Source organism: Novipirellula sp., from assembly GCF_041583735.1.
GTDB lineage: Bacteria > Planctomycetota > Planctomycetia > Pirellulales > Pirellulaceae > Novipirellula.
Map to the genome: position 1 here is coordinate 1 of NZ_JBFHFD010000110.1, position 17408 is coordinate 17408.

15 protein-coding genes are annotated in these 17408 nt (G+C 55.2%); 3 read left to right on the plus strand and 12 right to left on the minus strand.

Going from position 1 to position 17408, the window contains the following annotated elements; translation table 11 throughout:
* The 6 genes from ABX962_RS10885 to ABX962_RS10910 form a co-directional block, all read right to left on the minus strand.
* Nucleotides 1-1206, minus strand: a 1206-nt coding sequence (locus ABX962_RS10885; RefSeq protein ID WP_372719267.1) for a hypothetical protein, incomplete at its 3' end; no start/stop codon positions are given.
* Nucleotides 1207-1704: 498 nt separating this feature from the next.
* Nucleotides 1705-2760 carry an ABC transporter permease gene (locus ABX962_RS10890; RefSeq protein WP_372719269.1) on the minus strand — a complete coding sequence of 352 codons (1056 nt, stop codon included), beginning with the start codon at nt 2758-2760 and terminating at the stop codon, nt 1705-1707.
* A 49-nt stretch (nt 2761-2809) separates the two neighbouring features.
* The gene (locus ABX962_RS10895; RefSeq protein ID WP_372719270.1) at nt 2810-4321 is read right to left on the minus strand and encodes a sugar ABC transporter ATP-binding protein; all 1512 of its coding nucleotides are present in this window, start codon (nt 4319-4321) and stop codon (nt 2810-2812) included.
* Complete coding sequence (locus ABX962_RS10900) at nt 4322-5344, minus strand: substrate-binding domain-containing protein (protein WP_372719272.1); 1023 nt, start codon at nt 5342-5344, stop codon at nt 4322-4324.
* Nucleotides 5345-5490: 146 nt separating this feature from the next.
* Nucleotides 5491-6411 carry an aminotransferase class IV gene (locus ABX962_RS10905; protein ID WP_372719274.1) on the minus strand — a complete coding sequence of 307 codons (921 nt, stop codon included), beginning with the start codon at nt 6409-6411 and terminating at the stop codon, nt 5491-5493.
* Between the two features lie 404 nt (nt 6412-6815).
* The gene (locus ABX962_RS10910; protein WP_372719276.1) at nt 6816-7913 is read right to left on the minus strand and encodes a hypothetical protein; all 1098 of its coding nucleotides are present in this window, start codon (nt 7911-7913) and stop codon (nt 6816-6818) included.
* 174 nt (nt 7914-8087) lie between these two features.
* Here ABX962_RS10910 and ABX962_RS10915 point away from each other — a divergent pair, with 174 nt between their 5' ends.
* Nucleotides 8088-8645, plus strand: a complete 558-nt coding sequence (locus ABX962_RS10915) for a hypothetical protein (RefSeq protein WP_372719278.1) — start codon at nt 8088-8090, stop codon at nt 8643-8645.
* 194 nt (nt 8646-8839) lie between these two features.
* A complete protein-coding gene (locus tag ABX962_RS10920; RefSeq protein WP_339944200.1) occupies nt 8840-9853 on the plus strand; it encodes a transglutaminase domain-containing protein in 1014 nt (337 codons plus the stop codon).
* A gap of 9 nt (nt 9854-9862) precedes the next feature.
* Here the strand turns inward: ABX962_RS10920 and ABX962_RS10925 are convergent, their stop codons facing one another.
* From ABX962_RS10925 to ABX962_RS10945, 5 genes are all read right to left on the minus strand, one after another.
* Entirely contained in the window at nt 9863-11239 is a 1377-nt protein-coding gene (locus ABX962_RS10925) for an MATE family efflux transporter (RefSeq protein ID WP_372719280.1), read from the minus strand.
* Nucleotides 11240-11372: 133 nt separating this feature from the next.
* The gene (locus tag ABX962_RS10930) at nt 11373-11990 is read right to left on the minus strand and encodes a lactate utilization protein C (protein WP_372719282.1); all 618 of its coding nucleotides are present in this window, start codon (nt 11988-11990) and stop codon (nt 11373-11375) included.
* Nucleotides 11991-11992: 2 nt separating this feature from the next.
* On the minus strand, nt 11993-13378 hold the full coding sequence (locus ABX962_RS10935) for a lactate utilization protein B (RefSeq protein ID WP_372719284.1): 1386 nt from the start codon (nt 13376-13378) through the stop codon (nt 11993-11995).
* Between the two features lie 20 nt (nt 13379-13398).
* Complete coding sequence (locus ABX962_RS10940) at nt 13399-14163, minus strand: (Fe-S)-binding protein (protein ID WP_372719286.1); 765 nt, start codon at nt 14161-14163, stop codon at nt 13399-13401.
* Nucleotides 14164-14246: 83 nt separating this feature from the next.
* Entirely contained in the window at nt 14247-14879 is a 633-nt protein-coding gene (locus ABX962_RS10945; RefSeq protein ID WP_372719288.1) for a DUF4332 domain-containing protein, read from the minus strand.
* A gap of 359 nt (nt 14880-15238) precedes the next feature.
* On the opposite strand from ABX962_RS10945, the gene ABX962_RS10950 reads away from it, so the two are divergent.
* Entirely contained in the window at nt 15239-16117 is an 879-nt protein-coding gene (locus ABX962_RS10950) for a hypothetical protein (RefSeq protein WP_372719290.1), read from the plus strand.
* 100 nt (nt 16118-16217) lie between these two features.
* Here the strand turns inward: ABX962_RS10950 and ABX962_RS10955 are convergent.
* A partial coding sequence (locus ABX962_RS10955) for a hypothetical protein (protein WP_372719292.1) occupies nt 16218-17408 on the minus strand: 1191 nt, incomplete at its 5' end.

Below are 17408 nucleotides of genomic sequence, written 5' to 3' on the forward strand. Positions count from 1 at the left end.
CGACGCGATGATCCAGCGGCGATCTTTGCCAAAAATCTGATTCCGCAGCACCAGGGCAAACTCGGGATCAATCCCCTCGTCTTGCGTGCCAAACAGTTCGTCGCCAATTTGTCGAAGCACAGGTTCCATTCGCCGAGACGCTAAATCGATCGCGCGACGTGCTTCGTCGCTCTGCCAAACGTTGGACCAAACTTGGTGCAAGCGTTGGTTGTCGACCAAGGTTTCTTTCAGGATGACTTTGACGAGTTCTTGTGCTTCGGGATCTTGGGCAATGTCGCTGGCAACATCCGCCAATTCGCCTCGGACGACCGGATTGGCCGCGGTTTCAACCAGGATTTTTTGCACCGCCGCGACAATCTCGTCCATGTTTCTCTCGAGCACCGGACCGACGTCCTTTTGCACGAAGCGTTGCCATTCTTCGTTCAATAAATTTTGTTCGGGTAGCGGAGTGCGATCATAGACAGCACGCCAACCAAATCGCCACAGCGAGGCGCGTTCCCACACCTCCTGGCCAATCTTTTCGGCCGTCGGGCTGCCGTGCTTTTTGACGATCGGCATGATCTCTTGCCGCGCCAACGGGATCAATCGTTTGCGGACGACATCATCGTTCCAGCGTTTTGCCAATGCGTCGATGTCACCGCGATGACGTTTAATCGAGCGTTGCAGTTCCGACTCGATCACCGGCAACGATTGTTGGATCGACTGTTGGACCAAAGGTTTGAAGGCTTGCGAAAACTCGTCTCCATAAATACGGATCGCGTCGGCGAGCTGCAGGCGAATGCGTTCTCGTTTCTGCTCGGGAAGCATCAGTTTGGCAACGTCCTCGAGTCGTCCATGGTTGTAATATTGGACCAATTGAACTTCGTCAGCAGCAAATCGGGAATCGTACCAGGCAATCGTAACGGTAGGCGGTTCCGCAGTGGGAATCGTGCGGTCGGAGGTGTGATCGACCACGTGGCCAACTTGCCGATAGTCGCCTGCCGCATCCAACCGGAAGACGGGATCGTACTTTCGCAATCGGCCAGACGGATCGATCCCGCTGATCTCGGTAGGACGCGAGGTGAGGAAACGGACAAGCGGGGTGCGATTGGAATCGCCAGAGCGTGTCTTCGTTGGCGAGTCGACCCGCGCGATCGCAACCACCGTCACCACCGACATGATGATCCAGAACAGCAGTCCAGCGATGCGTTTGTAGGTTCGATTCACGGAGTAGGAATGGCCTTTTAAGTGGATCGCAGGGTTTAGCGTTTGCGTTGCGAGTTGGACTGCAAAATCTTAGAAGTTGTCATTGAATTTTGAGTGTGATCTTACTTGTAGCTTTTTTCTCAGTCGCCTCTCCCCCGACGCAGTCGGGTGAGGGGGCGACCGCGCTAACTGCGAGTCGATCAGGTGCACGCGGCGGTAACGCTGACCGCAAATTGCTCGGTCGGCCCCCTCACCCGAACGTCGCTGAAGGCTCCGTTCGACCTCTTCCCCAACGAAGTTGGGGGAGAGGTGGCAGTAAATTTTCGCGTGTACGCGATACTTACATCTCAAGTTTTTAATCGTCCCACGCGTGACATTTCGCACGATTCAATCGTTAATACATTTTGCCACCGAGCGGCCTCGCGTCCTACCGCGCAACAGCTACGGCACACTCTCAACCCCCTCGGGGCGCGCAAAACTCATTCGCCTGACGACGCTTTCTCTATTTTACCGATCATTTTACCGATCATCCGATTTCGGCAACATGCGAAAGAACCACTCGGGGGATCCGTGACGCAGTTGGTCGACGATCACTGCCACGATAATGATGCCGCCGATGATGATGTGAGTGTACGTATTGGGGATCGACAATTGCGAACATCCGCTGCGGATCACCGTGATGATCAACGCACCGACCAGCGTTCCAAAGATCGATCCTCGGCCGCCGCTGAGACTGCCGCCTCCGAGCACGACGGCGGCGATGATTTCGAGTTCTTTGCCACTGCCGTCGCTGGGGTTGCCGTTTTTGACGTCTGCAAAATAGAGCAGCCCGCCGATGGCAACAAAGAAACCGGAAAGCGTGTAGACCGCGACGACGGTCCATGGCACGTTGATCCCACACAATCGAGCCGTCGATTCGCTCGACCCGATCGCAAACACGTTACGACCAAACACGGTAAACCGCATCAACAAATCGACCAAGATCGCCAGCACTGCGGCAATGATCACGCTGGTCGAAATCGGCAATCCCGAGATCAAATAGTTCTCGCTGTTGGATCCGGTGTAACACAGATACCGCAGCCAAACCGGAATGTTTTCTTTGGCGGCGTAGACCGTCGATTCGCTGGCGATGATTTGGCCCACACCCAAAAAGATCGTCATCGTGCCCAGCGTCACGATAAAGGGGACGACTTTGGTCGCGCTGATCAAACCGCCGTTCAGAAACCCACACAGGCCGCCGGTGAAGATCGTCGCGGTCAGCGCAAGGCACATCGTCCAAGCAAACCCCGGATCGCCTGCGGCGACCGTCGAATGTTTTAAGATCAGCGCCAACACCGTGCCGCTTAGCGTCAATGCTGTGCCAGCGGACAGGTCAATACCGCCAGCGATGATGATGATTGTCATTCCAAACGCCGGCACCGCGATCAGCGACGCCGAGCTCATGATCACGCGAAAGTTGCGAGCCGAGAAAAAATAGCCTTCGCTGAATACGTAATCTGCCACCGAGAAAAAGAGGACGATGACCAACAGTGCGAAGAGTGGCCCGAGTTGTGAGCGGAATAGCTTTTTTAGCATTTGCAGAAAATGATTAGACGATGGTAGGGGAGGCGAGCGGTAGTGTTTGTTATACCGTTGTCGTTTCGAGTGATTCGTCGCTGCTGATTGCAGCGGTCATGATTTCGTCTTCGGTCCAATCCTTGGCGTCGCGGGTTTCGCGAAGTTCACCGCGTGACATCACTCCGATGCGGTCACAGACGGACAATAATTCGGGGAGATACGAACTGACAAAGACGACCGTTTTTCCTGCCGCCGCTAATTCACCCATCATTCGATAAATCTCGGCCTTGGTTCCGACGTCGATCCCTTTGGTCGGTTCGTCAAGCAACAGGATATCTGCCTTTTGGTGCAGGATTCGTGCGATTGCAACCTTTTGCTGATTGCCGCCGGAAAGGTCCGAGACCTGTTGGTGCCCCGAAACGGCCTTCACCTCCACGCGTTTCATCAGTTCCGTCGCAACCGCCGACCGCCGACGCAAATTCAAGAAGCCAAACGTCGTGTACGGCGTGAGCGAACCGAGTGTCGTGTTTTCGATGATAGAGAGTTCTTGGGCCAGCCCTTCTCGTTTCCGATCCTCTGAAAGCATCCCGAAACCGGCTTTCATGCGAGCCAGGATAGTGTCTTTGATTTTTTGTCCTGCAACACAGACCGATCCGGCATCGATGACGTCGAGCCCGAAAATGCTACGTAGCAGTTCGGTACGACCGGAGCCGACCAAGCCAGCAACGCCAAAAATCTCGCCGCGGCGGAGCGACAAGTTCACCTGTTTGGGATACGGCGATCCCGTCAATGCGTGGATGTCGACCCAAGCTTCGCCGATCGTGTGAGGAACGACCGGATAGAGGTCCTCGACGTCGCGGCCGACCATTAGCGAGATGATTTGATCGTCGCTGATGTCGGCGATCATCCCCGAGCCGACGTTGTTTCCGTCACGCAGCACCGAGTAGCGATCGGCGACCTCGCGAACCTCTTCCAAAAAGTGGCTGATGTAAACGATTCCATAACCGGATCGCTTCAGCGTGTTAATGATCTCGAACAACCGAGCGACGTCTTTTTGCGGCAGCGAACTGGTCGGTTCGTCGAACAGGATGATTCTCGCGTCACTCGCCAAGGCTCGTGCGATCTCGAGCAATTGTTGCGTCGCGACCGATTGATCGCCGACGATCGCTTTTGGATCCAAGCCGGCCAACCCGACTGTTTCGAGGATTTTGGTGACCTTCTCGCGCTGTGATGACCGCAACAACAAACCGCCACCGGTACCTTGGTGTCCCAGCAAGATATTGTCTTCGACACTCAGGTCCGGCGCGAGATTCAGTTCTTGATAGATCATCGCAACGCCGCGCGTGCGTGCGTCGTGCGGCCCACTCGGGCAATACGGTTTACCATCGATCGACATCGATCCAGCGTCGGCCCGATGAGCACCGCTGAGCGTTTTTAGCAGCGTGCTTTTGCCCGCCCCGTTTTCGCCGATCAACGCCAACACTTCACCGCCGTGCACCGACAACGAAACATCGTTCAGCGCGATCGTGGGCCCAAAGCGTTTACTAATTCCTTGGATTTCAAGCAGCGGCGCGGTCATCTACTGAACCATTTCAGGATTCAAGAGTTTTTTGATTTTGGGTTCGTCCATGTTCAGCGGCGTCGCCACGTATTCGCCCGTCGATTGAAAAGCCGGAACCTCTTCGCCTCGCATATTCTTGACCAGCGACATGACAGATTGATAACCCATCTCGATAGGATTTTGCAGCACGATGCCGCCACAGGATCCGTCACGCATCGCTTCGATCAATGCATCACTGGGATCAAACGCAATCAGTTTGACTTTGTCGGTCAATCCGGCGTTTCGAAGCGATTCAAGTGCTCCGTTTGCATTCGGTTCACAAACCGCAAATATCGCGCTCAAATCTTTGCCGTAGATCTGCAGCAATTGGTCGACCTTCTCTTTGGATCCGGTCGCATTGTCGCCCGCAAATTCGTCGGAGGAGACGACTTTGATGTACGGGTACTTTTTGATCCCCTCGAGAAATCCTGCTTCGCGTCGCTCGGTACTTTCGCTGCCCGCTAGATAACGCAGCAGGATGACGTTTCCTTTTTCACCGATTGCCTTGGCCATTTGATCAGCCGCCAATTCGCCTCCTTTAAAATTGTCGGTCGCCACGTAGCTGACGATCTCGGGGCCTTTGTCCAAGCCACTGTCGAAAATCACGACCGGGATGCCCTCGCCAATCGCTTCTTCGACGGCATCGACGAGGCCTCCCTTCTGATTCGGAGCCAACGCGATCCCGTCGACCTGCATCGTGATCATGTTTTTGACGACTTCGATCTGACTGCCCGTGTCGCTTTCCACCACGGGGCCACGCCAAATGATCTCGACATTGCCGATTTCGTCGGCTGCTCGCTTGGCTCCGAGATGAACCGACTTCCAAAACTTGTGGCTGGTCCCTTTGGGAATTACCGCAATTCGCAGTTTTTGGCCGTCACCCGCTCCCGACGTGGTGGTATCAGATTGGGTGTCGCTTCGGCCGCATCCGACGATCAGTAACAATGCGATCGCGGCAAACAGGCTAAATCTTGGAAATCCAAATTTTAGAAACGATGTCATCGATAGCGTGTTCATGGATGTGAGGAAGAAGACGGAGGAATTCGGTCGAGAAATGGCGGCCACAGCACGCTTCGCAGCGGTGATCGCGAAGTCCACTGCCGCTGGGGAGCTGCAAGGGGAATCGGCGGTCCTTTAAGCCTGGTCCGTTAAGATACATCAAACGAGCCGAGTTCGCTTGTCCGTTTTGCGAATCCGGCAAGCAGAAGAGGGTAGATTTTCGCAGGATTACGAGTCATTTTTGCCTCGATTTTTTTTCCGGCCACGGTTACCGAATTGGCAAACCACAGTCCGCCATCGGTTCCCATGCAAAGAATCTCGTCCGCGCCCGCGAAACGTGCGGGCGACAGACGTTCTTTATTCCACGTCAACGATTCCGACGCGGCCAATTCCTCGACCACTTGCTGGGTGATGCCACCGAGCACCTGGTCCGCTTCGGGCGAGACGATCGTTTGCCCTTCCACGATCGCCACGTTGGATATGCTCGTCTCGGTCACACTGCCGTCGTCGTCGATCAAGACCCCAATGACATCGGAACTCGCAGCGTTCGATAAGGCGTCCCGCATGGCGGATCGAGCCCACATGTCGGCTCGATAATAGTGCAGACGATTTCGAACTTTGATCGACCGCGGCCACGATGCGGCCGGTGGCTGGACGACGTCGGTGATCACCAACGATTGGCCTTGGGTTAGCCGTTGTTGGTTCAGCGAATGGTTCAGCCGGTTCAGATGCAGCGCCAACGTCGGCGCCGGCGATCCCACCACACCAGGCGTCGCGAACATCGTGATTCCAACGTCGTGGTGCTGCGCGATCCAATCCCTGTTTCGTGTTAACAGTTCGTTGATCAAATCGACCATCGCCGCTGGGTCGGGCAGCGAATCGATACCGAGGAATTTTGTAGTGGCATCAAACCGAGCCAAATGCCGAGGCAGCATAAAGACGCGGCCACCGTAGGTTCGCATCCGATCGACCGCCGTGACGCCTTGGCGAAAGCCCACGTCATCGATCGAAAGATTGAGTGAGTGTGCGGGAATCCAATTGCCGCAGAAATAGGCGATGCACTCGTTCATGCGGGGGGAATGCTCGGTCGTGTTTTTAGCTGAAGTCACCCATCACCAAGTTGTGAATGCACGCGATCTATTCCTGGCTGCCGAAGCCGCTAGCCGCGGGCTGAAAATTGTTGGGATTGTATTGATCGACGCTTAGACAAGTTTTGTGTTACCTCTCCCAAACTGCGTTTGGGAGAGGTGACAGGACGATGACGCAACGCCAAACGATTTTCAGCAGTCTCTTTTTATGGGAAAGGTAACTAATTAATTCACCGGATGAAAACAACACTGCCCAACGTCCAATCTCGACATCCAACTTTTCGCAAGTCAGCACAGGCCCTCGGCTAGCGCCGTCGGCTCACGAGATGGGAAATTCGAACCGGCTACATCTCTCTCGCCGTCGGCTAATGCAAAACCAAAGCACATCAGTGAACGAACAAAGCATCGTCGACGAGCTGAGCCATTTCGGATCCCGCACTGCAAGGACATTCATAGTAGTCCAGTTCGTCGTGGGTGTGTCCGATCCATGTCGAACACTCGCGAGCTCGCAACCAGATTCGGCTGCCGTCCAACCGCGGGGCAAATGACTGCAGACGTCCAAAACCGATCGCCATCGTGCCTCGCACCATATCGATCAACCAATATCGCTTCAGCACCGAATCTTTTTGATTATACAGCAACAACAGCTGATCGATATTGCTTGTCGCCAAGGAGTGATAGTCCTGCGGGGCCAACCAATCTTTTTCAATTGCCGGAGCAACCAGTCCGACGTCGATGCGAGCGTTGACGATCGGTTCACATGGCAGCGAGCGTCCGCCGAGTGAACCGCCAGCCAACGCATGCAGTGAACCGGTCACGACACGGCCCCCAAAGCTGTAACCGATCAACGTCGACGGCACCCCGCAGCCAAGATGCTTTTTCAGTAACCACGCCAAATACAGCCCCTGCGTGTCGGTGAACTTCGCTTTCTCGCGAATATCATGACTGATGAATTTTTCTTTTGCACTGGGCCAACTCCAGATCACCCAATCGATTGGCCCTGACGATCGGCGGCAAGCGATTTCGCGATGGACTCGCAATCCTCGCCGAATCGCTTCGCTCGACGTGAATCGGTATCCGTGGACATAGACCACGGTGGGACGGCCGGGCAAGCGTTCGCCAAGATACTCGTCCATCGACGAGGGGGTTTGGCATCCATTGGCGGATAGCCGAGACACCGAGAACTGAGGTTGTTCAAAATCGGCGCAGCAAACATGGCTCGTCATCCGGCGCGTACTGATCAACCAAATGCGATCCTGATCCGGCAATCCTTCGATCGTGCACGCATCGGCCGCACCCGCGGGAAGTGTTGTTTCACTGAGAACTGTATCACTAAGAACTGAACCACCGATCCGCAACGACGAATCGACCAAAGCGGAATCGACGGCATCCACGACAACCGCGTCCGCAGAATACGAGCAAGGGGATGCCAGTAAAAAAGCGAGGGTCAAACAAGAACAAAAGTATCGGGCTGTGTTTTGCATCTCGGTTTGAATTGATTTTGGGGCGAGTGAGCGTGGTGTGTTGACTTGGTGCAACAAATTGTTGCCGAAAAATAACGATGTTGCGTTTGCACATCACAAATAGCGTCCTACTTTTAACTGGTTCTCCTATCGAGAACTCCGAATACGCTCGCTATGCATGTGAAGGAAAAAGAAATGAATACTCGCTTTGTGTCGGTTGTCGCATCTGTGATGCTGTTACTTGTCAGTTCTGGATGCGGAACACTAAGACAATTTTGGTTTGGTCGTGGGGCTCGATGTGGTTTGTGTAACACGACCCAGTCCATTCTGCCGGCTCGTCCAGGGCTGCTGTCTCAAGCTGCACCCTGTGCTCCGGCACCCTACGCACCGGTGGCTGCTCAGCCGCAAGTGCCATTGGCTGCTGCGCCCAACGCAGGGTGCGAATGCAACACCTATGCCGGTCCTGAGCTTGGATGTGGTTCGGAAGTTGCCGCAAAATGTCCCAACTGCAATTCGGTGAGCAGTGGCTATGGCAGTGATGTCGGCAGTTACGGTTACCAATCTTCGCGAGATCAGTACGGGAATGTGGTGAATGACCCCTACCTGCAAGGGGAAATCGTCGGTAGTTCCGTCTACGACAATGGCACGATCTACGGGAACCCTTCGAACATCATCTCGGATGATTTCGATGCACGAGGCGACCGGATCATTAGCCGCGATCCCCTGCCACCCGGTGCCGTGCCCGCTAACTAGGGCCCCGCACGACGGCGGAATCGTCATGACAATTAGAAAGAGTCCGTCCAGCGGACTATAATTAGTAAAAAGTGAGCGACGATCGCAGAGGTGCCGGTGTCAAAACCAGGTGCTTCTGCGATCGTTTCGGTTATCCCTTTTCAGCGTTTTTATTAGATATGAATCACAAACTTTCCCACCCAAACGTCCTGCCATTGAGTCGTCGAAGTCTGTTGAGACAAACGCTGCAGGGAGTCGCGGCTTGCAGCGTGGGAGGACTCGCCTTTTCACCACGCGCGTTCGCAGAGGATCCGGTAGAGACAAACGATGCCGATTCGTCCGACGAACCGGCGGCGGTCCCATCGCGGTTGATTTTCGATTCCCCGCAAACTCAACAGTGGCGGATCGGAATGGTCTTAACCACCCCAGTGATGTGTACCAACGTGATTGCCACGTTCCCGGTCCCCACCGAATGGCCCGAACAAAAGGTCACGCTGGTCGGCAAAGTGATCGACCCGATCGTGCGAGCTTGGGAGGTTCGTGATCTGGCCAGCAGTGCGAAACAAGTCGCGCTCCAGATTCCGCAAGTCCCGGCTGGGGCCAGGGTGGAAATGACATTTGTGTTCAACATCGAACGCTCGCGGATACTGCCTCCGACGCAAACCGATGATTTGGTCATTCCACAGCGACCCGCACGTGAACTTCGAAACTATCTTGGCAACAGCCCGAACATTGACGCCAGCAATTCCATCATTCGATCCGCGTCGCGCGAGTTAGCCGCGAAGGAAGCCGAGAACGATTGGCAGCGCGTCGAGCAGATCTATGACTTTGTCCGAGAAAAAGTCGAATATGTCGAAGGACCGCTGAAAAATGCCTCGGTCGCCCTTCGCGATGGCAAGGGGGATTGCGAAGAAATGACCAGTCTTGTGGTGGCATTGTGCCGCAACGCCAAAGTGCCCGCGCGGATGGTTTGGATCCCAGGCCACTGTTATCCCGAATTCTATCTCGAAGATGGCGAGGGCAACGGTTTCTGGTTCCCCTGCCAAGCAGCAGGCACTCGCCAATTTGGTCGCATGGACGAATACCGCCCTGTCCTGCAAAAAGGTGACCGATTTAAAGTCCCCGAAAAACGACAACCGGTGCGGTACGTCGCCGAATACTTCAAGTGCGATCGCAAGGGCAAAGGCAATCCCGATCCTGGATTTGTTCGCGAACAGATCGAAATCTAAGTTCGACGTTTACACCATTCGCATTTTCTTCCATTTGCCTTGGATGAATCGCGCGGTCATGCAAACGGCCAACAACCATACCCACATGGTGATCATCCACCACCACCAATGCAGTTGGCCTTTGCTTGGTTCGTTGCCAACACCAATCGCAAACGCCAACACCGACGACATCAAACCGGTGCCGAGCACGAACCAGGTGTCACCAGCACCTCGCAATGCGCCCGCTAAGATCAGCTGTGTCGCATCCATCACGACGTAAAACGCAACAAATTTTAGTAGACCTTTGGCGAGCGAAATTGCCAGTGCCGAATCGGCCGTGGGCGTGTTGAACTCGTACAACTGCATCATCACGCCGGGGAAAATGAGGTAGGCGATGCACCACAGCAACGAATAGCCCCAGCCAACCAATAACGCCGCCAAAACGCTTTTGGCCGCACGCCCCGGTCCGCTTTCAATCAAGTGACGACCGACCAACACCGACGCGGCGATCGACACGCCTACTAAAGGGATAAAGGCGACCATATTGAAATTGATCGCCATCGTGGTCGCGCGCAGAGGGATGTCGCCGAGTCGACCGATCCGCAATACGATCGCCGTGAACCCACCCGCTTCGGTGACATACATTAACCCCGTGGGAAAGCCAAAAAAGAGCAGTTTGGTCAACAGCGATCCGCTGAAACCAATACTGCTGCGGACTTGATATCGATTGTCTCGATCGTAGTAGAAAATCAGCAGCCCAAAACAAATCGCTTTGAACCAAAATGCCAACGAGCTGGCGATCGCGGCTCCGGCGATCCCCAGTTCCGGAATCGGCCCGGCCCCAAAAATCAACAACAGGTCCAAGATGACATTCAGCAGCCCCGATAGCAGGCTGACCCACATGATCACGCGGGTGCGCTCGGTACCGCTGAAAAATCCGCTCAGCGCATTTTCCAATACTGCGCCAACGCCGCCAACCAGCAACCAACGCAAATAAGTGGTCTCCGCTGCAATCAGCTCACTCGGCTGCTCGGTCAAACGGAACAGATCGGGGGCGGCGTAGGCAACCCAGGCAAAGAACGGAGTCGAAAACAACGTCAACCAAACCGATTGCCAAAGAAAACGACCGATCTTGCTTTCTTCGCCCGATCCGACGTATTGGCTGATAATCGCACCGGTCATCGATGCGATCCCGATCGGCAAACAAATGCTGACCCAAAAGAAATTGCCACCTGCCATCGATGCACTCATCGACGCACCGTCGTACCACAGCAACAATGTGCGGTCCACGAACAATACTAGCGAAAAGGTGCCAGCACTAACCATCAACGGCACGGCGATGGCAAGCAGTTCCGCAAAGATAAAGCGGAAAGAGTGTTCCGAAGGGTGTTTGCTGTGTTCGTTCAAAGAGGGCATCCGAAAAGGGGGCTGACCCTTTGGAAGCGAGTCGTTTTTGTTCAGTTCTTTGCCTCGCCCGAGAGGGTCAGGCCCCTTTTCGTATACCCTCAAAAATGCGTTGCAGTCCGTTGCTGCGGATTAGCTACGGTGTCAAAAACACCTGCAGTGCGCGACAACCGTGGGCACCCAACACCAGCGACTGTTCGATGTCGGCTGTTTTGCTGGGGCCCGAGACAAACACACCAAACGGCGATTTTGGAGTCCCGATTCGTGCGTATCCTTCGTGCAAGTTATGAACCATATCGCTGCGAGACACCACGATGGCTAAGTACTGGGCGATGAATAGCAACACACGGTGCGGCATCGTTGCCCCTTCGACCCAAATCGCACCATTTTCGGCAACCGCAAATTCACCCTTCGCGATCGTCCAATCCACCGACGCCAAGGCATGCGGATCATCGATCGAGGCGACATCCAGACTTCCCGGAATCGCCTCAGGCACTAACGAAACGACCCGTTTTGCATCGGCGTAGACCGGAATTTCGCTTAGGATTGCGCCGATTTGCTGCGTGTCATCGATCACGTGTGCTTGGCCACCGACGGTCGACAAAACCTCGATGAATTTTGCCACAGGGTCTTCAAAATGCACCGTCTGGTCCATGGCAACCGTCGGCAATCCGGGCCCGGTGACCTGTTTGCCCGTCAATCGATCGAGTACCGCTTGGCGGCTGGTGGTAGTGGCTTTGGTCTTTTTTAACATCGTTAACGTTTCCGGTTTTCTGCATACCAATGACGGAAGCTCTCGCGCGGAGGTTCGGGCAATTCGCGAGCTACGGTCCAAGTATTGAGTCGATTGTGGGTGGCCCAGTGCGGCAAGATTTTGAGCGATTTACGTCCCACCCAACCGGCCATCGAAAACAAGCGTGGGCTGCGGAACAGGATCGAAGCCGCTTTCATGCTGAGCCGCTTGGAATAAGGCAACAAGTTTTCGCCAACCAATTCCTTGCGCCACGCCAACAATTGATGATGCAGCGGAATTTTTACAGGGCAAACGTCGCTGCACGAACCGCACAAACTGCATGCATACGGCAAACTTTTGTAACGGGATGAATCACGCGTCGGCGACAGCACCGATCCGATCGGTCCTGGCACGGTGGCGCTGTAACTGTGTCCGCCGCTGCGTCGGTAAACCGGGCACGTATTCATACAAGCTCCGCAGCGAATGCAATGCAAGGCTTCGCGAAACTCGTTGCTGTTCCGCAGCCGGCTGCGACCATTGTCGACCAGCACAATGTGCAGTTCACTGTTGGGGTCGCGAGGTCCGTGGAAATGCGAGGTGTACGTGGTGATCGGTTGCCCCGTCGCACTGCGTGCCAACAAGCGGATGAAGACAGAGAGGTCTTGGAAACGTGGGACGAGTTTCTCGATCCCCATACACGCGATGTGCACGCGAGGTAGCGAAACGCCGAGATCTGCATTGCCTTCGTTGGTGCAAACGACAAAGCCGCCTGTTTCCGCGATCGCAAAATTGACTCCGGTGATTCCGACTTCGCCGGCCAAAAATTTGTCACGCAGGTGTTGCCGAGCGGCTTCGGTCAGGTACTGCGGATCCGATGCTCCCTCGTCCGTCCCAAGATGTTCGTGAAACGTGTCACCGACTTCTTCTTTGCGGATATGGATCGCAGGCAAAACGATGTGACTTGGCGTCTCGTTTCGGAGCTGAACGATCCGTTCCCCCAAGTCGGTGTCGACCACTTCGATGCCGTTGTCTTCGAGAAAGTGGTTCAGACCACATTCCTCGGTGAGCATCGATTTGCTTTTGACAATCCGTAACGTCTCGTGATCACGCAGGATTTTGAGCACGATTGCGTTGTGCTCGTCGGCATCGGCGGCCCAGTGCACCGTCGCGCCCAGTGCGGTGGCATTGCGTTCGAACTCGGTCAAATAATCGCCGAGATTGGCGATGGTTTCAGTTTTGATTTGCGAGGCAAGCGAACGGAGGTATTCCCATTCGGGGACCGATGCGGCTTGCTTATCACGCTTGCTGCGGACGAACCACAATGCTTGGTCGTGCCAATGGGTGCGTTCGGTGTCGGCGACAAACGGACGTGCCTTGGTCGGATGATCGACAATGGGAAGGGTTTTCATAGTTCTAATGCGAGATTTCGTTACGCGTTGCCAACTCGTTTGGGATTGCGGCCTGCTAGGATCTGAGCGACATGCATGACTTCGATCGGAGTCGATTCGCGACGAATAATGCCTTGCAGATGCATCAAACAACTCATATCAGCCGATGCCAAGATGCTGCTGCCCGACGCAACATGGTCGGCGATACGATCACGCCCCATCGATGCAGAGACGTCGGATTCGTTCACTGCAAATGTTCCGCCAAAACCACAACACTCGTCGACCCGTGTCGGCGTGCACCACTGGATCCCATGGACAAGGTTCAACACGTTGCGGACTTTGTCTTCGCGAGGCGTCATGTTTTCACTGCACGCGCCGAGCCGCAGTTCTCGAAGCCCATGGCAACTTTGATGGATCGAGACCTTGTGCGGAAATTGCACGTCGAGCTCTTTGATCTGCAGTTCGTCGTGCAGGAATTCGCACAACTCAAACGTCCGGCTTTTGACGTGATTGAATTTAGGATCGTCGTCGGCAAAGTACTCGTCGTAGTGATGACGCACCATCGCGGTGCACGATCCCGACGGGCAGACGATCGAATCGTAATCACAGAATAAATCGACAAACCGCCGGGCTACCGGAGCACAATCGGCGGTGCAACCGGTGTTGGCCATCGGTTGCCCGCAACAGGTTTGGCCATCGGGGTAGACAACATCCACTCCGAGTCGCTCGAGCAGCTCGAGCGTAGCGATGGCGACATCGGGATAAAATTGGTCGAGATAGCAGGGGATAAACAGAGCGACAGACATGCAACTTGCCACGAACGTGCGATAGCCGTCGGACGTTTCAGACGGCGGAATGGTGGCAGTATAGTCACTCTCGAGCCGATTAGTTAAGCGGCGTCGGCGTAGATATTGCCCGTAACGCTTAATTCGCTCGCCGAAGCGGTGATCCAGCGGCGAATTCGCTTGACGCTGGGGAGACGACGCCCCCGCAGCAGTTTGCGGCCGGGGGTGCTTTCCGCATAACGCTGCAAATCGCGGTACAGCGACATCGGCGTTTCCATCGCTAATCCGCGGACGCTGCGGCGATGGATGCTGATCAACAGTAATGCGTCACGGGGCATCATGCCGGGCACCCGGGCCGCTAATCGAATCGCTTGACGGTAGCGTTTCAGCACGCGGACCGCCTTGCGGGGTGAGGGGTACTTCTCGGCCAGCGTCCGCAGGTTGGCCGATATCAGATCACCAGCGGTATCGATCCCGAATTCCGCAAACTGATTCGCACGACTCTCCGAACAAATCTGGGTGTGCTCGATCCGCATGCTGAGCAGTCGTTCGCGGTGACTTGCTTTGGGGACCGGGTGTGCGGCGACCATCGCGGGTTTGGATGTCTGAGTGCGACTTGAATACGGCGGCGGTTGCTGGAGGTAGGCAAACAGCGGCACGTTTTCAGGCGATTGAGGGTCGACGGGGACCGGTTTCTGTGGAGTGCGAGAGAGCAGTTTCAGGAAGGATTTCAGCATGGCAAAGTTCCGAGTGGAAGAGAGAAGAGATGCTAAGCACGCGATAAACCGGTGTTAGCCAACGGCGGGACTTCGACGCTAGAGAGATTTTTGGTTTTATGCGGCAAGTCGCTCCGACAACCCGATCGATCACCTCGTGGCACCAACCGAACCTCGATGTTGCGTCTGGGCAACATCGCGAGGCGGAAACTCCACTGCGATCACGGCCGCCGGCTGCTCGCGGTGTGGCGGCATTGAACGTAAGTTGCGATCGGCTAACGAGTTAGCGATCCGCGTGGGATGCCGCGTTACCGGGCCGGCACGGCGGATGCAATTCTTCGGCATTGCAACTCACTCACGATGTCTAGGGATTGATTTTTATGCATGCCGTTCTGCTCGCCGACCTTGCTGCCATCATTTCGCAAAACGCCTCGACCATCGCATTTCGACCCCGCGACGAAATGAGCACCGCGGTGACGAAGTACTGGACGCACTCACGCGGCCGCTTCGAACTTTGGCACCAAGTGATCAGCCGGTATCGCCGCGCCGAGCAAGGGGGCGAGGGGGTCGCGATTCGAGCCTGGTGGAATCGCCACAGCGTGGTGCTCGAAGAGATCTTGGTCAGCGAGATCCTCTGCCGTGTTGTCGCTGCGTTGGGCAAGGCGATGGACGCCGAGAAAGGGATCGATGATATCTCGCCCGTCACGGATACCGTGTTCCGGTCACATCTGGAAGTCTCCTCGCGAGTCCATCACTTGATGCTGTTTGGACGCGGCAGCTCGGTTCGCAATACCGTACGTCTGAATCGTTTGCGACAAGGCATCGAGCGCTGGACCGATGCACTGCTCGGACGCATGATCCCCTATAGCGACACCGCGATTGCTTATGCGGTCGACCCCACGCGGGCATCCGCGTACGCCGAAGAGAGTGTCGAAAACGAAACCCTGGCACAACGTGAAACGGCATGCTGGTTGTTTAACACCGCGATGCACGACATGTTACGCCAGCGGACATCGGATCAATCGGGACTGCCGCGAGCGAATCAACGCGTCGCGGATTCGGTGATGTCGCTGTTCCGCCACGATCTGTTCGATAGCGTGGGGACAATGAAATCGCGATGGCTACGTGAACTCGAAACCAACGCCGGGTGCCAAGACCTGCGGCCCACTCGCAAAACCATTCATGGCAAGCACCATGTGTTTCCCATGCGACAAACCAAAAACGAAAACAACGCGATCTCGCAACGCTGGTACATCTAGTCCTCGGTCGCAGCGAGTGAAACGTGCGAAATTCGCCGGGCGGCTTGCGCCGCACTGCTACAAACTAGCGGTACTACAGGACGTCCGGACGCTACACGGATCAGCGGCCCAACGCGGCACTGTAGAGACTACGTTTCGAGGTGCGTGGGACGGCGATCGGTGCTGGATTGACATCGAATGGGATCATCGCGGCGTGATGCACCGCAACGCCATTGCGTTCGGGAACATAGCGAGCTTTCTGAGAGTTGAAGGCACGATAAGTTTCCATCACACGGCGAATTTCCGGAGCGTATTCGAATTTGCCGTCCGGTAGCGAACGGCCCAGTTCAGGGAAGCTGCCGATGGTCACAAGCGATCGCGTTCGGTCGTGGAACTGGTAGGCTTCGACACCATTTTTGCGAAGCTCGGCGACCATCTTGCCGGCGTCAGCAGCCATTTTGTCGAGTCGTTTGCCGCTTGGCACAAAATCTTTTTCTTTGTGTCCATCGACAATCGTTCCCAAACCTTCGAACGTTCCCACGACGACGGTGTATTTGCCTTTGCAAGTAAGCAGGTTGTAATCTTTGTCTTCGTTTAGTTGCTGAACAAACGAATCAATCTCAGGTGCATCGAAATACTCTGCAGGCAGCATCGGGTTGCGGGTGACAAAGGCATTGGCCATGGGGCCGAGCGATTTGTCGCTCTTTCGCTCGAGCAATTTTCGTGTCATCGCGCGGACGGTTGTGACAGGCGTGGCGGTGCTGGTCTCTTTCTCTACTTCTTTGCGATCGTCGAAAATCGGTAGCCGGGCGGTCTTTAATACCTGCAGGTCATGATCAATACTCTCGTTCTCGACGCGGTCGTATTCGCCTACCAACACGGCATACGCTTCGTATTGATACTCGTTCGCGTAACGCACACGACGTCCGGATGACGCGGGGGTGTTGGGGCCGTGAGTGAAATCAAACTTCTCGCGATAGATATAGGCGGGCAGTTTCAAGTCACGACGAATTTCAAAGGCGAGTCGATGAGCACGCGCTTTGGATCCCTCGCCGACACACGTCGATGCCAAAATCATCCAAGGACCATCCTCTTCGGTAAGCACGTATTCGGCTTCCGCATCGGCTTCCACATTCGCGCCCGAACGAAACATGTTCATCAAGTTCGGAGGTCCGGCGTGCGATCCGCTGATGAAAATGGCACTACAACAAACGCCGACGAAAAGCGATAGATTCGAAATTGGACGCATTTGTTTTTTCCGGTCGAGGAAGAAATTGAGTTCTCGTCCTTGGGGAATAACAAAAACGAGTCG

What these genes read in the sequence shown, in the direction of transcription:
- ABX962_RS10890 (WP_372719269.1), bottom strand. Translation starts at nt 2,760, where the DNA reads ATGCTAAAAAAGCTATTCCGCTCACAACTCGGGCCACTCTTCGCACTG.
- ABX962_RS10895 (WP_372719270.1), bottom strand. Translation starts at nt 4,321, where the DNA reads ATGACCGCGCCGCTGCTTGAAATCCAAGGAATTAGTAAACGCTTTGGG.
- ABX962_RS10900 (WP_372719272.1), bottom strand. Translation starts at nt 5,344, where the DNA reads ATGACATCGTTTCTAAAATTTGGATTTCCAAGATTTAGCCTGTTTGCC.
- ABX962_RS10905 (WP_372719274.1), bottom strand. Translation starts at nt 6,411, where the DNA reads ATGAACGAGTGCATCGCCTATTTCTGCGGCAATTGGATTCCCGCACAC.
- ABX962_RS10910 (WP_372719276.1), bottom strand. Translation starts at nt 7,913, where the DNA reads ATGCAAAACACAGCCCGATACTTTTGTTCTTGTTTGACCCTCGCTTTT.
- ABX962_RS10915 (WP_372719278.1), top strand. Translation starts at nt 8,088, where the DNA reads ATGAATACTCGCTTTGTGTCGGTTGTCGCATCTGTGATGCTGTTACTT.
- ABX962_RS10930 (WP_372719282.1), bottom strand. Translation starts at nt 11,990, where the DNA reads ATGTTAAAAAAGACCAAAGCCACTACCACCAGCCGCCAAGCGGTACTC.
- ABX962_RS10935 (WP_372719284.1), bottom strand. Translation starts at nt 13,378, where the DNA reads ATGAAAACCCTTCCCATTGTCGATCATCCGACCAAGGCACGTCCGTTT.
- ABX962_RS10940 (WP_372719286.1), bottom strand. Translation starts at nt 14,163, where the DNA reads ATGTCTGTCGCTCTGTTTATCCCCTGCTATCTCGACCAATTTTATCCC.
- ABX962_RS10945 (WP_372719288.1), bottom strand. Translation starts at nt 14,879, where the DNA reads ATGCTGAAATCCTTCCTGAAACTGCTCTCTCGCACTCCACAGAAACCG.
- ABX962_RS10950 (WP_372719290.1), top strand. Translation starts at nt 15,239, where the DNA reads ATGCATGCCGTTCTGCTCGCCGACCTTGCTGCCATCATTTCGCAAAAC.